The following is a 13,083-nucleotide window of genomic DNA, read 5'->3' as shown; positions in this document are numbered from 1 at the left end:
ATTTCACCGAGGAGCGCCCGCCCCGTTTCGGGGGCCTAACCGTTCGGTGTCTCGGTCGGCTTCATCCGCCGTTGCTGTTGATCACCCTCGGAGGTCAGCGGAAACAACTCATCGAGCGGCGTCACAACTCCACGCCGAGATCTTTGTCAGTGGCCGGCGCTACACTCTGAACACTGGTCCGAGGTGTACCGGTTTGTTGATCTTTGTGGGGGCGGCCATGTCGGTGGCTTCGTCGTTACGAGTGGAAGACATCAATCCGGACGATTACTCAGACGGGGTGCTCTACTTGCCGCTGGGTATCGAGTTGCAGCCCCGGCGGCGTGCTGATTGGGGGCACCCGACCCGGCCGGGATTGCCGGAGCTGGTGGCGGAGGACCGGCCGCACGGGATCAGCGGGCGCAAGCTGCTGTGCTTGCTATGCATGCGGCTGATGGCCGAACGCGGCCAACAGGTCGAACCGGTGTGGATGACGTTCGTGAGGACGCGGTTCGGGCCGGTGTTCCGACACGAGAACGGTCGATCACCGCACGAGGAACACATCCCGGAGAGCGACACGCACAAGGCGCTCAAGGAGCGGGAGGCGTCAGCCTGGGAGGCGACGGGCGCGCAGGTCCTGGTAGAGGAATGGCGGCCGCGGGCAAAGCGGCGGCCGGATGTGTTGGCGGTAAGCGCGCGGCTTACCGTGGCCGGCGAGGTTCAGCATTCGACGATCTCGCCGTCGCTGGTGGGCCGGCGGCAAAAGGCCCTGGCGGCGGCGGGTGATCGGGTGGTGTGGACCACCGACCGGGACGCCAGCGACATCCACTTCCTGCGGCGCGTGCCGCACCTGGCGGTGCCCGCCCTCGATGACCACCGCATGTATCTGCGGTCGCGGACGCCACTGCTGAACGTGGTGACCGGGTGGACCTTCTTCGAAGAGCAGCGGTGCGGGTGGGCGGACATCTGGCGCGGGTCCAGTCGGTGCCCGGTTTCGGGACGAGCGGTGCCGTGCGGGAAGACGCATGTGTACCCGTCGCTGAACGTGAAGGAGTACAAGGCCGACCCGGACGCGGTGTTCCCGTTCGGGGAGACGGTGCACCTGGACTCACTGCTCGAGGGAATTCTCAACGAGACGTGGGTTCCGTACCGGGTGCAGGCGGACCGGACGACTTGGGTGCCGGCGGCCGCGTACGAGCGATTCGTTGAGGAGCGCGGCCACTACGGCGACCCGGACATGCCCGGGCAGCTGCGGATCGGTCGGGGGCAGGCGCAGCGTGTGTGCGAGCAGAACGCTCGGCCAGTGGGGGCCGCGAGTCCTGTACCGATGCCCGTGCCGGTCGCGCCGAAGCCGGTCGAGACGAAGCCCGTGCCGGTCCCCCCGATACCCCTGCCGGTCGCGCCAAAGCCGGTCGAGGCGAAGCCGGCGCTGGTGCCGCCTGCGTCCGAGGAGGTAGAGGCCCAGGGGAGGGGGGTGGACGCGGTGTGCTGCGGCAAGAAAGTCGCCGCATGGGCCGGGAGGCCGCTTCAGCTTGGTTGTCAGCTGTGCCCGAACTCTCCCACCTACTACCGGCGCTAAACGCACTAGGCGCGAGGTCCGCGACACGGGTCGTGACGCGAAGTGGAGTCGCCGGTGTGGACTATGTGGTCCAAGACCGTCGGGCCGTCGAAGGAGCAGCAGGTGGAGGCTGGGCCATCCGGACGAGCGCTTTCATAATCCGCGGGCTGCCCGGCATGGCGCGGATCGTGACACGAACTACCGAAACAAGGCGCCTCTAGGGACTCCGGAGCCATGCCGAGTGACACTGAAGCTCCTGGTAGACGGGTCGGATGACCGAGTCATGGCCCTTCCTAAGCCGTATGTCACTACTTCGATATGCTGGCGCGTTTTGCCGCTCCGGATGTCGGTGGGTCGGCGTAACGTCGGGCTCGACGGGGAGGTGGACCGGTGACCCGAAGGAAGCCGACGGCGCATCGTCTGAAGGCTGTCGAAGCGGTGATCGACGAGCTGCTGGCCGGAGAACATGACAACTACGCAAGCTACCTGCGCATGCCCGGCCTGGCCGAGGACATCAAGACAGGGCTGGCGGCCGGCGGGATAGATCTACCAGATGGTCAAACAGCGGAGCAGGCTGGCGAGATGACCTTGCGGAAGGTCATAGCGTCAGGCGTCGTCGATGATCGTCTGACCGTCCTGCAGTGGAAGAAGCTAAGGATTGTCTATCGCATCGACAATGACCTCGCCAGCGCCTTGGCTCAGACGGACCATGCTGCCATGCTGCCATCCGACGTGTTCACGCGGCTGCCGCATCCTGATCCGCTGGTCCTGTTCGACACGCCCCTGGTTCTAGACCCAGCCACAGGTGATGCACTGTTGGGCTTTTTCGTCACGGGTCGTGATGAAGACCAGCGTGTGGTGTCCAGCCACTCGGCAGCAAGTGCTTGCTTGAGCATCGCCTTGTGCACTCTGCAGAAGGGAAAGCGCGGCGTAGGCGGCGGATTCTCGATGGGGACCCAAGACGGCCAGACGGTGAGTGACCTTATCGCGTCCCTCTCCTCAACTTACGAGGCCATCCCTAAGAGCGAGGAGATCGAAGGCCAGAGGGCATCGCTGCCGCCGCTTGGGTGCACTCATCTGGCCGTGCCGTTCGTCGTCTCGGTTCTGACCTATCTCTGTTCGGAGGCACCCGACGTGCAGCCGAGGCCGGGCGCCGTCCCCACACAGCGGGGTAGCGGTGGCAAGAGCAACAAGACCCCTCGCATCTGGGATGTCGGCTGGAGAGTTGGCGCGGCTCTTCGCGCCTACCACGCAGGTAGTGCGTCGGAGAACGGCCGCGGAACTCCAGTCCGCCCCCACATCCGGCGCGCTCACTGGCACACCTATCGAGTCGGGCCGGGCCGGGCACAGAGCGTCATCAAGTGGATTTCTCCTATCCTCGTCGGCGTACGAGACGTTGGTCTGGACGCGCTGCCCGGCGTTGTCGTCGACGTGAAGCTCAGCGACGAGGCAGAGCGAACTTGCTAGGAGCGTGACGCGGTTCGTGACGCGAAATGGAGTCAACGGCTGACAGATAAGCAGTCTCAGGGGCCATTTCTGCAAGCGATGTCGCTGGTAGCGGCTGTAGGAGACCTGGACGGGCTGTCTCATAATCCCTCGGTCGCGGGTTCGAGTCCCGCCCGCCCCACAAACGGCATGCACGTCGCCACCTGCGATCTTGCCAACCCCGGTACGCCGTGCGCGGCCTTCGGAATTCTGCGCGTTGGGGGAGCGCCGGGTCGACACCCTGGCGCTATCCGATGTCAGCATCGTCGTGGAGACACGTCCGGACGACCAAATGCGGTGCGGTTGGCCGACCTCCACTGTTGCGCCTGCAGGAGATTCACAATGACCACTCAGCCGGACCTCAGGGCACGGGCTGAAGATGCGTGCATGGCCGCCCAGACCCAGGACCAGAACCCGCAGAGCGAGGCGAAACTGCTCCTCGCCGAGGACGACGCGACTTTCATTGCGCGGGTTCGCGGCTCGATCCAGCGACACAGCACCCTGCGCAAGATCTCGCTGCGCACCAAGCTGGTCGCTTCGGTACTGGTGTTGGTCTTCGCGGCGCTCACCTTGATCAGCGCCGTCAGCGCCTACGCGTTGCGTGGCTACATGCTGGGCCGCGTTGACGCCCAGCTCAAGACGATGGCCATGCACGCTGAGGCCAAGCTGACCGACCGGTCGTACCGCCCGGTCTACGCGCCGCCGGACTATGTCATCGGTTTCTCCGCAGTAAGCGGAGGAGCAGCCATCGATCCCGGCGCGGGTGTAGCCGAAGATGACGTGCCCGACTTGCCGGCCGGACTGGCGGCGATCGAGGCGAACCGCGACGTACCGTACAACGCTCGCAGTATCAACGGCAGGTACATGTGGCGCATGCTGACAGTGCGTCTCTCCGACGACACGGTCATGCATGTCGGCCAGAGGATGACCGGCATCGACGCCGTCATCGCCCGCCTGATCTGGGTGGATGTGCTGGTCGGCGCCGGCGTGCTGATCGCGCTGGCCACGATCGGCGCCGCCCTGGTGCGGCAGAGCCTCATCCCGCTCGTGCAGATCGAGCGCACCGCCGCGCGGATCGCGGCGGGCGACCTCACCCAGCGAGTTCCCGATCCCGAAGCAGACGGCGCCCAGCCGACCACCGAGCTCGGCCGACTCTCCACCGCGCTCAATGCGATGCTCGCCCAGATCGAAGCGGCCTTCATCGCCCGAGCCCGGTCCGAGCAGGCCGCCCTGCAATCCGAGGAGAAGATGCGGCAATTCGTCGCTGACGCCTCGCACGAGCTGCGGACCCCGCTGACCACCATCCGCGGGTTCGCAGAACTGTACCGCCAGGGTGCCGTCTCTGAACCGGAGGCGGCCGCGCGGCTGGTCCGACGGATCGAGGACGAGGCCGCCCGGATGGGCCTACTCGTCGAAGACCTGCTGCTGCTGGCCCGCCTGGACCAGGAGCGCCCGCTCACCCTCGCTCCGGTCGAGCTGCCGGTGCTCGCCATGGACGCAGTGCAGGCCGCCCGGGCCGTCGCTCCGGACCGGGAGATCACCCTCGAGATGCGAGACGATCCGGAACTGCTGGTGGCGTATGGGGACGACGCTCGGCTACGCCAAGTCATCGGCAACCTGATGACCAACGCCGTGGTACACACCCCGTCGAACGCCGCGGTCACCCTGCGGTTGTACGCCGGACCCGTCGGCACCGCCGTAGTGGAGGTGTCCGACACCGGCCCAGGGCTCCGCCGCGAACAGGCCCAACGGGTCTTCCAACGCTTCTACCGAGTAGACGGAGCACGAACCCGCAACACCACCCGCGAGGCCACCGGAACCGGCCTCGGCCTAGCCATCGTCGCCGCCATCGTCCGGGCGCACCAGGGAACCGTCGAGGTAGTCTCCGAACCCGGCCAAGGCGCTAGCTTTCGTGTCTTCTTGCCTGCTGGAGTAGAAACAAAAGGAAGCTGTCTGTCCCCTCAGCGGTACCCGTCGACAGAACGCCCTGTTGAACCTTCACGCCACGGGCACACATCGACCGCACTCCCTGATTAGATTCGCCGCCGTGACCCACGACGTACCCTCCTGCCGCGGTCCGTGCGCGCCACCTGCCGCACATGGTGTTGCGCATGAGGGCACGGACGGTCGCCGGGTTCGTTACGGGTTGGCAGTCGTCTGGATGTACGACAAAACCCGTGGCAGCACGTAACAGAACTCGCCGCGACGTTCCGCGGCTCGGCCAGGCGCTGCTCTAGGCAGCGACTGCGCTGCGTATGTTCCCGCCGTAGCTGCTTCAGGGCGAGATCGACACCTGCTGGCGGCCCGCATGGTCCCATCTCCGCGACACGCTCTCCCATCGCCGCGATGAATCGCCGGTCGAAATCCTCGACCGCGGCGAAGAACTCCACCGCCGGCAACGTAAGCTCCAGCCGCGGCGGCCCGGCGAACGGGGATCTGTCCGGCGCGGCTGTAGCCCCAGTCCATCACCGTGATCACATCGTCGGGGTGTTCGGTGTCGTTGTTGGTGGCGCGTCGGTGGTCGGCGCGGGCACCGCGAAGCGCGGTGTATTGGTGGAGTATCGGCGGCTCTTGGTCGCGGTGTGACCCCGCTAGCCGAGTTGGTGAGCCCAGCGACGCAGCTTCGTCGTCTTGTGCGCGGGAAGGCTGCCGAGCGTCCAGCACGTGCGGATCAGGGTTCGGGTGTGCTCGGTGACCGGCAGAGCGAAGATGGTGCGAAGTCGCGAATAGGTCGGGCCACGGTGACGCCCGCGAGTTCCGGCTTGGTGACGTACTTGGCGATGTAGGACGCCACGGCTCGCTCTGTCAGGTCGTCGCCAGTCTGGGCGCGGGGGCAATGGGCCGGAGTCGAGCGGAGAGCCGGAGCGCAGGGCTACGTCGGTCTCAGGTACCGCGAAGGCGACTCGGCGGGTGGCGGTCGCACGGTGTCGATGAGCGGCCGATCAAATGCGGTTGGGTCAGCCCCGGCACCCCGTTGGGGCAGGCGCAACGCCAGCACGAACACCCGTGGGGCGCGTGCCCGGTTCGGGCGTCTCGCAAGCGCGCCCCACGGACGCGCCCCACCATTCACCTGTCACTAGGGCGTTTGGACCGACACGAAGGACAGGCAGTCAACAGCGTCTTGGCCCCAGCCCGTCCGCTGAACGCCCGCCTCGGGTTCATTCCCTAAGGTCGATTGGGGGCCACGTATTCACCAACGGCGTCTGGCGCGATGCTCTGCGCTACTCGCGACTAGATCATGAGTGGCGTGAGAGTTTTAGCGGTGAAATCTCATAGAACATGGCAGGTGGATAGTGGAGTCGTCGCTGTCTTGGTTGATGCCCGCCCGCCGCTACGTCCGCGACGACGAACGCCCTCCCCGAACCCTTAGAAGCCCTCTCTACCTGGGAAAACATTACTCTGATCACCGGGCGGCCTCCCATCGTCAAGTGCCAGCAGCAGAGGCGGCCCGGGCACCTCGCCGCCTGATCGATCGCGTTCTGGATAGCGGGGATTTCCGGGCACTACATGATCCGCGCCGTGGGGAAGTGGCACGCCGGGAGCGTGTGTCACGCCTCGTCGAGGTTGGTTCACGGATTGCGGGGTAGCGTGAGGGTGAATCCGTCGGTGGACGGAGGACCCCCTGTCTCGGTGAGATGCCGGCGGACGTGTTGCCGGATCTGAATTCGTCACGGCGGCACGAGGCGGGAACAGAGGTTCCTCTGCCATGACCGATGATCAGTTTTCTGTGCAGTCGTCCGGAGCCGAGGGAAACGGCGGGCGAGGGAGGCCAGGACAGGACCGGGTGTGGAGCATGGTCCGTACCTATGGTCCGGACCTGGCCGCCCTGTGCCGGGCCGGCACGGCGTTGCTGCCGGATATCGCCGGGCTCGGTCTGTCCGCCGGCCACATTGCGGGGAGCCCGCCGGCCGGGTCCACGCCGCGGACGCGGTTCAGCAGCGATCCGAGCGGCTCCCGGCTGGAGTCGGCGCAGTACACCCTCGACGAGGGACCGTGCCGCGACGCCGCTGCTAGCCGGGCTCCGGTGCTGGCCGCCGACCTGACCGGCGCCTCCTGGACGCGGCGGTGGCCCCGGTTCACCCCGGCCGCCCTGCGCGCCGGGATCAAGGCGGTGTACGCGCTGCCGTTGCACGCCGGCGGGGTTCGCCACGACGGCGCCGTCGACCTGTACCACCATGCCCCGGGCCGGTTGGACGGATCGGCGGTGGAGCGCTCGGCGGTGGCGTTCGCGGCCGCGGTCACCGAACTGCTGACCTTGGAACGCCTCGAACTGGACTTCGCCGAGGCGTTCGCCGCCGGGCGCCTCGGCGACACCGTCCTGGACATGGCCGCCGGTAAGCCGGTCAGCGGACCGGCCGCCCTGGTCTCGGACATCCCCGGGCTGCCGCTGGCCCGCTGGTTCGATCGGTCCACGCTGGCGATCGTGCGGCGACAGGTCGCCGCCCTCAGTGCCGGCCACGGCCTGACCCACGCCGCCGGGCACGGCTGGGTGCTGGCCGTGCACGAGGCGATGACGAACGCCGTATGGCACGGCGGCGGCCATGGTCAACTCTTGCTGTGGCGCCGCGACGGTCGTCTGTGGTGCGAGATCAGTGACCACGGCCCCGGCATCGGTCATACCGCCGAGCCCGGTTGCCGCCCCGATCCGAGAGGCGGGCGAGCGGAGCGCCGCGGCCTGTGGCTCATCCAGCGGGCCTGCACCAGCCTGGACATCACCACCGACACCACCGGCAGTCGGCTGCTGCTCAGCTACCGGCTCCAACACCCCCAGTCGTCGTGACTGCCGGAAGTTACCGGTCCGGACCGACCGACCGGATCGCGGACCCCGGTACCGTCGACAGGATGGCACCAGGGTGGGAGCAGGTCATGGACGAACCGGCACAACACATCACCGTCAGCACCGCGCCCTCATCCGCGGCCATCCTCACGATCACCGTGAGCGGCGACCTCGAACGCGACACCGTGACGACGTTTCGTCACTACCTGGCCTGCGTCCTGGACGGCCACCCCACCGGCGACCTCGACCTGAACCTGTCCGGCGTCGAATTCTGCGACCTCACCGGCCTGCGCACCCTGCACGCCCTCGACGGTCACCATCAGATCCGGATCACCGCCGCCAGCCCCGCCGTCGACGTCCTCCTCCAGCTCTGCGACATCCCCACCCTCCTCGGATACACCCCACCCCCAAGCCCCCACCAGCGTTGACCGCCGACCGGTCACGCACGAGGCGCCGCAGTGAGCTCCCTTCTGGCGCCCGGTACACCTTCGACGGCAAGAGGTGGAGCGCGGGACTCATCTACGCCGGGGAGGCCTGACCATCCCATCCAGGTCGGCCGATGTTTCGTCACGGCAAAGTCGATCCGGGTTTCCCGGTGCCGGGGTGGCGCGTTCGCGTGGTGGTGACGGCTTCGACTGTGCTCTGGACGAGGGTGTTCGGCCTCAAAGATGGGTCCTGAGCGTAGGGTGAAAGTTGAGCTGTCGATACCGGTTGGTCAAGTTTCGGTGGGATGCCGGCGTTCGTGTTGCTGGGTCTGAATTCGTGACGGTCTGCCGCGGCAGGGATCGGAGGTTTCCGATCATGGCCAGCGTCGGATTGGCAGCACTTCGCGAGGTTTTCGGGGGCGGGTGTGGTCGTGGCTAGCGCCGGTCACCGGCAGCGGGTGGCGCAGTTGGTTGCTGCGCATGGTCCGGATGTGGGCCGGTTGTGTGATGCGTGTGTGTCGGGTCTGCCGGGGGTGGACGGGGCGGGTTTGACGGTGATGGCGTCGGTGCCGGTGCAGCAGGTGCGCTATGCCAGTGACTCGATTAGTACGCGGATTGAGGAGTTGCAGGTCACGTTGGGGGAGGGGCCGTGCCAGGACGCGCATGCCGGGGGTGAGCCGGTTTTGGCTGCTGATCTGGGTGCGGTGGTGTGGCGGCAGCGGTGGCCGGTGTTCACGCCGGGGGCGTTGGGTGCGGGGGCGGCGGCGTTGTTTGCGTTGCCGTTGCGGGTGGGTGTGGTGCGGTTGGGTGTGCTTGATCTGTATCGGTTGCGTCCGGGTGTGTTGGCGGGTGAGCAGTTGGCGGAGGCGTTGGCGTTTGCTGATGCGGCGTTGGAGTTGTTGCTGGCTGAGCAGATGCCGGGCGCGGCGGTGGCGGGTAGTGAGCAGTTGTTCACGCATCGGGCGGTGGTGCATCAGGCCACTGGGATGATCAGCGGTCAGTTGGGGATTCCGATGGCGCAGGCGTTTCTGCGGTTACGGGCGCGTGCGTATGCCGGTGAGCAGGGTTTGGAAGAGCTTGCGGGTGAGGTGGTGGCGCGGCGGTTGCGGTTCGATGAGCCGGACGGTTCGGCTGCCGGTGCGCCGGATTCGTCTCGATGAGCACGGTGCCGTGGGAGGTGGTTGTGAGTAGGCGGGAGCAGGCGGTCGCGCAGGCGTTCGTCGAGTTGTCGGACACGTTGGTGGGCGACTTCGATGTGGTGGAGTTCCTGCATACGCTCGCGGGTCGGTGTGTCGAGCTGGTCGGGGTGCAGGCGGCCGGGGTGATGCTCGCCGATCAGCGGGGTGGGTTGCGGGTGTTGGCGTCGTCGTCGGAGCAGGCTCGCCTGCTGGAGTTGTTCGAGGTGGAGGCCGATGAGGGCCCGTGTGTCGACTGCTATGCCAGTGGTGAGCCGGTCGCTGATCTGGATCTCGACATTGCGGGTTCACGCTGGCGGGGTTTCGCCGTTCGGGCGTTCGGGGCCGGGTTCCGGTCGGTGCATGCGGTGCCGGTGCAGCTGCGGGAGCAGACCATCGGGGTGCTCAATCTGTTCGCGGTCACTCCCGGGGTGTTGTCGGAGGGGGATGCGGGTACCGCGCGGGCGTTGGCGAACACCATCGCTCTCGCGTTGGTGCAGCACCATGCCGTGGCGTACCGGCAGGTGTTGGCCGAGCAGTTGCAGCACACGATGACCAGTCGGGTGGTGGTGGAACAGGCCAAGGGTCTGCTCGCCGAGTTGCTCGATCTGGATTTGGCGCAGGCGTTCGCCGAGTTGCGTCGCCTGGCTCGGCGTACCGGGCGGCGGCTCAGTGACGTCGCCGCCGACATCGCTACCGGCGATTTTGCTTCGGTTGCGCCGGAACCCGAGACCGGCCGCAGCCGGGTCCTGTTGATCCGGCGTATCTATCCCCGCAACGGGACGCGGACGCTGCGTGCGGAGATCCGTAGTGCCGCCGCCCGGCACGGTCTGGCAGCCTCGCAGCAGGCCGCGTTCACCCTGGCCGTGCACGAGGCCGTCGTGAACACCCTCGAGCACGGCGGTGGTAGCGGGCGGCTCATCATGTGGCGCTACCACGGCAGTCTCTACGCCGAGATCAGCGATCACGGCCCGGGCCTGCCCCAGGACTACCAGATACGCGCCGGTGCGCCCTCCACCGGCCCAGGCACCGGCCGGGGCCTCTGGGTGATCAACCGGATCTGCACCAGCCTGGACATCGACACCGGCCCCACCGGCACCCACCTCATGCTGCGCTACGCCCTGAACAGCCCACCACCAGAAGCACTCGGCCCTCCCCCACAACGCATCCAGGACTGACCAGACCCACCCCAACCGCCGCCCGCCGCGGCATATTTGTGTCTGCCGCGCGCAGAGCCCCGCAGAAGGGACTGGATATGGGGAGGCCGTAACAACGGAGACTGCCGGTGCGCTCGGTATTCTCGCCACGCTGCCCGGTGGGATTTCCGTGGTTGAGGGCTTTAGGCCTGACGGACTCTTCCCGAAGGGGAGTTCCCTGACTATTCCAAGGATGCGCCGCCGTGGTTCCAACGAAACAGGGATGCACTGGCGATCAGTGCAATCGTCAGCGCCATATTTCTGGTCCTCGGTATCGTGATCGGATACTTGGTGCCGAAAGCCTGGATGCGACCACGGCTCGCATCGTCCCGAGGCTTGGACGCTTCGTCGTTGCTGCGTGATTGCTTGTGAGATCCTCTGAGGATGCCCAGGGCAGGCGACAATCGCGATGCAGCCGGCATCACGGCTGAGGCAAGCAAGGAAGCTGCGCGGATCCAACGGCAGGGAGCCGTTCAAGCTGCCCGGATCGGCCGGAGCGGCACCATCGGAGCGGCCAAGCTCAACACCGCCGGCGCACTCGGCGTAGCCGTCATCGCCGGCATGGCGATGGTCATCAACACCAGCGTGCAAGGCTGTTACCACCTCGAACAGGCGAAAGTCACCGCCTCCGCCAGTGCTGGCGCTGCCGTCGAACATCTGTATTCCGGACCACAAGTCTATGTACGCGGTCAGGATAGGGTCTTGCTGATTCAGGCGCTCGTTGAACGCTATACCGATCTCTACCCGGATACTGGTGAAATCACCGTGTGGGATGTGAGCGACCCTGACAGGCCACGTATCACGGCCCGTATTGGCGAATAGCTCCCTGGGCCTGGCGTACGCGCGCGTTTCGGTCTTGCCGCGAGCAGGCGGACGGTGGTGGCTACGTAGCGGCGAATGGACCGGGGCGGAGCGCTGGGCAGGATGCAGTCGTGGTTGATCCCCCTCCCGTGCCGCCGGATGATCTGACCGGTCCTGCTCGCGCAGCATCCTCAGCGGCCCACCGCCGTCTGGATAGCCACCTTTTTGTGGGTACTTGGCAACGAGTCGTCCGCCGTACGAAGCTCGTTGTCGAGGGCCGAACCACCGGTCCCCGCGAGCGAGGTGAGGTGAGGTCAGGTGACCGGTGAGCTGTCGGTGATCCTGGCCAGGCGGCGATGGCCCCAGTCGGACAGAGGGGCCAATGCCTCGGATAGCTCCCGGCCGAATGTAGTCAGCGAGTACTCGGTCTTCAGTGGCATCCCGGGGTGCATCTCCCGGTGCACCAGTCCATCGGACTCCATCTCGCGAAGGGCCTGAGTCAGCACCTTCTCGCTGAGGCCGGGCAGCCGCCTCCGAAGTTCTCCGGGACGGCACGGACCTGGTTCCAGTAGCCACAGCAATGCCGTCTTCCATTTGCCGTCGATCACGGCAATCGCGGCGGTGACCCCGCAGACGTTCGTGTCACGGGCACGACTACGTGTCATTTCCGTCCTATTTATCCTACTTGTTATCTATGGGGGTTATCCATGTCGTCCTCTACCGGGAAGTCTGTCACTGTTCTGGGCCTAGGGCCGATGGGGCGTGCTCTGGCGGGCGCTTTCGTGGGCGCCGGCCTGCCGACCACGGTGTGGAATCGGACTCCAGGCAAGGACCGGCAACTCGTCGAACGAGGCGCCGCCGCCGCTCGGTCGGCGGAGGAGGCGGTCACGAAAAGCGACATGGTCGTGACATGCGTCGTCAATTACGGGGCGTCGGACGCCATCCTGCGACGCGACGCAGTCACCGATGCGCTCCACGGCCGGACCGTCGTGAACTTGACAGCCGATACTCCGGACCGGGCCCGAGACACTGCGGATTGGGCGTACCGACACGGTATCGGCTATCTGGACGGTGCGATCATGACCCCGGTGACGACCATCGGGACTCCGGCCGCGGTGTTCATTCACAGTGGTCCGGAAGACCTGTACCGCCGGCATCGGCCGGTGCTGGACCAGCTCGGCGGCGCCCATACCTACCTCGGCGAGGATATCGGCCTGGCCGCCGCGTACGACATTGCGCTTCTCGACATCTTCTGGACCGCGATGGCCGGCTACGCGCACGCACTGGCGATAGCGAAGGCCGAAGGAATCACCGCGCAACAACTAGCGCCATTCGCGGCGGGCATAGGAGCGATTCTGCCGCCGATCTTCGAGGAGGCCGCCCAGGCCGTCGACCGCGGCGACTTTTCCGGTGAAGGCAACCCGATCACCTCCGCCGTGTCCTCCATGGCTCACATCGTCGAGGCCTCTGAGGCGCACGGCATCGACGCCGGCGTCATGCGTGCCGCCGAAGGCCTGGCCCGCCGTGTCATAGGAAGGGGAAATGGTCAGGACGGCTTCATTCGCGTCGCCGAGTTCCTCACGCGTCATTGAGCCGGCATGGCCGGCATCGTTCAAGTTGGCCGCAGCGAGGCCCCGCGAGTCACTACGTTTCCGCTGCGGATGACTGGTGGATGGGGCCGGCAGCTCCA

General features: G+C 66.6%; 12 protein-coding genes. 10 read left to right on the top strand and 2 right to left on the bottom strand.

What is annotated here, in order from left to right; translation table 11 throughout:
* Window positions 1–193 precede the first annotated feature (193 nt).
* The 3 genes from EDD30_RS39870 to EDD30_RS11290 all read left to right on the top strand — a co-directional run bounded on the left by EDD30_RS39870 (window position 194) and on the right by EDD30_RS11290 (window position 5,056).
* Window positions 194–1,555 carry a competence protein CoiA family protein gene (locus EDD30_RS39870; RefSeq protein WP_071806798.1) on the top strand — a complete coding sequence of 454 codons (1,362 nt, stop codon included), beginning with the start codon at window positions 194–196 and terminating at the stop codon, window positions 1,553–1,555.
* A 369-nt stretch (window positions 1,556–1,924) separates the two neighbouring features.
* Window positions 1,925–3,001, top strand: a complete 1,077-nt coding sequence (locus tag EDD30_RS11295) for an AcrVA2 family anti-CRISPR protein (protein ID WP_143162785.1) — start codon at window positions 1,925–1,927, stop codon at window positions 2,999–3,001.
* A gap of 168 nt (window positions 3,002–3,169) precedes the next feature.
* The gene (locus EDD30_RS11290; protein ID WP_244945203.1) at window positions 3,170–5,056 is read left to right on the top strand and encodes a sensor histidine kinase; all 1,887 of its coding nucleotides are present in this window, start codon (window positions 3,170–3,172) and stop codon (window positions 5,054–5,056) included.
* Here EDD30_RS11290 and EDD30_RS41990 read toward each other — a convergent pair.
* The gene (locus EDD30_RS41990; RefSeq protein WP_394328277.1) at window positions 5,053–5,430 is read right to left on the bottom strand and encodes a DUF5984 family protein; all 378 of its coding nucleotides are present in this window, start codon (window positions 5,428–5,430) and stop codon (window positions 5,053–5,055) included. The two genes, EDD30_RS11290 and EDD30_RS41990, sit on opposite strands and share 4 nt — an antisense overlap.
* Between EDD30_RS41990 and EDD30_RS38230 the strand changes: the two genes are divergently transcribed.
* From EDD30_RS38230 to EDD30_RS38225, 6 genes are all read left to right on the top strand, one after another.
* Window positions 5,366–5,605: a hypothetical protein gene (locus tag EDD30_RS38230; protein WP_143162786.1), complete on the top strand. Its 240-nt coding sequence runs from the start codon at window positions 5,366–5,368 to the stop codon at window positions 5,603–5,605. The two genes, EDD30_RS41990 and EDD30_RS38230, sit on opposite strands and share 65 nt — an antisense overlap.
* Before the next feature lie 1,207 nt (window positions 5,606–6,812).
* Complete coding sequence (locus EDD30_RS40535; protein ID WP_244945202.1) at window positions 6,813–7,799, top strand: ATP-binding protein; 987 nt, start codon at window positions 6,813–6,815, stop codon at window positions 7,797–7,799.
* Between the two features lie 62 nt (window positions 7,800–7,861).
* Window positions 7,862–8,224, top strand: a complete 363-nt coding sequence (locus tag EDD30_RS11280) for an STAS domain-containing protein (protein WP_084556583.1) — start codon at window positions 7,862–7,864, stop codon at window positions 8,222–8,224.
* 512 nt (window positions 8,225–8,736) lie between these two features.
* Complete coding sequence (locus EDD30_RS11275) at window positions 8,737–9,381, top strand: ANTAR domain-containing protein (protein ID WP_084556377.1); 645 nt, start codon at window positions 8,737–8,739, stop codon at window positions 9,379–9,381.
* Complete coding sequence (locus tag EDD30_RS11270) at window positions 9,378–10,574, top strand: ANTAR domain-containing protein (RefSeq protein WP_071805255.1); 1,197 nt, start codon at window positions 9,378–9,380, stop codon at window positions 10,572–10,574. The genes EDD30_RS11275 and EDD30_RS11270 overlap by 4 nt, the downstream gene beginning before the upstream one ends.
* Window positions 10,575–10,976: 402 nt before the next feature.
* Window positions 10,977–11,414, top strand: a complete 438-nt coding sequence (locus EDD30_RS38225) for a hypothetical protein (RefSeq protein WP_143162797.1) — start codon at window positions 10,977–10,979, stop codon at window positions 11,412–11,414.
* 293 nt (window positions 11,415–11,707) lie between these two features.
* On the opposite strand, the gene EDD30_RS11265 is transcribed toward EDD30_RS38225, so the two are convergent.
* Window positions 11,708–12,058 carry a winged helix-turn-helix transcriptional regulator gene (locus EDD30_RS11265; RefSeq protein WP_071806997.1) on the bottom strand — a complete coding sequence of 117 codons (351 nt, stop codon included), beginning with the start codon at window positions 12,056–12,058 and terminating at the stop codon, window positions 11,708–11,710.
* Window positions 12,059–12,100: 42 nt separating this feature from the next.
* On the opposite strand from EDD30_RS11265, the gene EDD30_RS11260 reads away from it, so the two are divergent.
* Entirely contained in the window at window positions 12,101–12,985 is an 885-nt protein-coding gene (locus EDD30_RS11260) for an NAD(P)-dependent oxidoreductase (protein WP_071806998.1), read from the top strand.
* Window positions 12,986–13,083 lie beyond the last annotated feature (98 nt).

Origin of the sequence: Couchioplanes caeruleus, assembly GCF_003751945.1 — a bacterium.
Classification (GTDB): Bacteria; Actinomycetota; Actinomycetes; order Mycobacteriales; family Micromonosporaceae; genus Actinoplanes; species Actinoplanes caeruleus.
The sequence above is the reverse complement of the archived record's forward strand: the minus strand, read 5'-3'. Positions and strand labels throughout refer to the sequence as shown.